The sequence below is a fragment of the Rhodobacter sp. SGA-6-6 genome, assembly GCF_011043545.1.
Classification (GTDB): Bacteria; Pseudomonadota; Alphaproteobacteria; order Rhodobacterales; family Rhodobacteraceae; genus Pseudogemmobacter.
The window spans coordinates 1-499 of record NZ_JAAKGP010000062.1; the positions used below are offsets into that span (position 1 = coordinate 1).

Consider the following 499-nt stretch of genomic DNA (forward strand, 5'->3'; position numbering starts at 1 on the left):
CGGGCCGGTCTGCCCGGCGGCATAGCGCGCCCACGCAAGCGCGGCGATCAGTTGCTCACCGACGCGCCCGGGCGTCCATCCGTCATTCGCCTGGGCGATCTCTGGCACCGGCTGGTCCATCGGCGGAAGACCGGCAAGGGCCGATGCCATCCATTTCACCACGTCTCGGGCTGGCCGCTTCCCGGTCGAAAGGTTCATGGTTCCGGCGGGGGCGCGGTCGAGGGGCATTCGGACCTCCTGATGCTGGATGGCCGGAAGATAGTGTCAGGCGTGGGAGATGTAAATTATTGGGATTCCATCCCAATTGCCCCGTAGAGGCCATGGGATGCCGTTTTTAGCGCGATCTCGGTTTCCGGCTACCTACCCCGCCGACGACCCCGCCCTGCCCAAATTCGCGGGAAAGCGTGGGCGGTTTCGGGGCATTCAGGGGGCGGGGGCGCTATCCGCCGCGCCCCGGGCGATCCGCCACGGCAATCCGATCCTCGACGACCCAAACTGC

1 protein-coding gene is annotated in these 499 nt (G+C 66.7%); it reads right to left on the reverse strand.

What is annotated here, in order from left to right; all coding sequences use genetic code 11:
- The coding region (locus G5B31_RS20975; RefSeq protein ID WP_165020123.1) for a hypothetical protein at positions 1-228 on the reverse strand (228 nt) is incomplete at its 3' end.
- Positions 229-499: the final 271 nt, after the last annotated feature.